Source organism: Vibrio ichthyoenteri ATCC 700023 (genome assembly GCF_000222605.1).
GTDB lineage: Bacteria > Pseudomonadota > Gammaproteobacteria > Enterobacterales > Vibrionaceae > Vibrio > Vibrio ichthyoenteri.
On record NZ_AFWF01000124.1, the window covers coordinates 1 to 543 of the forward strand.

At 41.8% G+C, this 543-nt stretch carries 2 tRNA genes; both read left to right on the forward strand.

The annotated features are described in order from the left end of the window. Positions 1-2: 2 nt before the first annotated feature. Positions 3-78: transfer RNA gene (locus tag RH85_RS10075), tRNA-Gly, on the forward strand. 32 nt (positions 79-110) lie between these two features. Continuing rightward, positions 111-184: transfer RNA gene (locus tag RH85_RS10080), tRNA-Cys, on the forward strand. The last annotated feature ends 359 nt before the right edge of the window (positions 185-543 follow it).

Genomic DNA, 543 nt, shown 5'->3' on the forward strand with positions numbered 1-543 from the left:
ATGCGACACTAGCTCAGTTGGTAGAGCGCAACCTTGCCAAGGTTGAGGTCATCGGTTCGAACCCGATGTGTCGCTCCAATTTCTCGCTCTGAGAGTTGGTCAAAAATAATGGCGCCTTGGCAGAGTGGCTATGCAGCGGATTGCAAATCCGTGGACCTCGGTTCGACTCCGGGAGGCGCCTCCATTATTTATCCTTACATCCCAGTTAATATCATACAATAACAACAAAAGTACGATAAATTATTTTATTTTTTTATCGAATAGCAAACGATTGTATGGGGGAATGTTCCGTTGTACTATTGCGCCCCTTTTACGTTATAGGCTTTTCTACGTGTTTCCGCGTGTTAGTAGATTCGTTTTCGTTTTGCTGGTTATGTTTGTTGCATGGGCGATTTATTACCAAATTAATAGACCATCTCAAGCGTTTACTTTGGATTTGATAAAGCCAAACCAAGAAATTATATCTAATTTACCTCGCCATCAATGGAAAGAGTGGTTAGATGAAAGTCGTGTCATGCCCAGTCATAAATGGCGAGAATTATA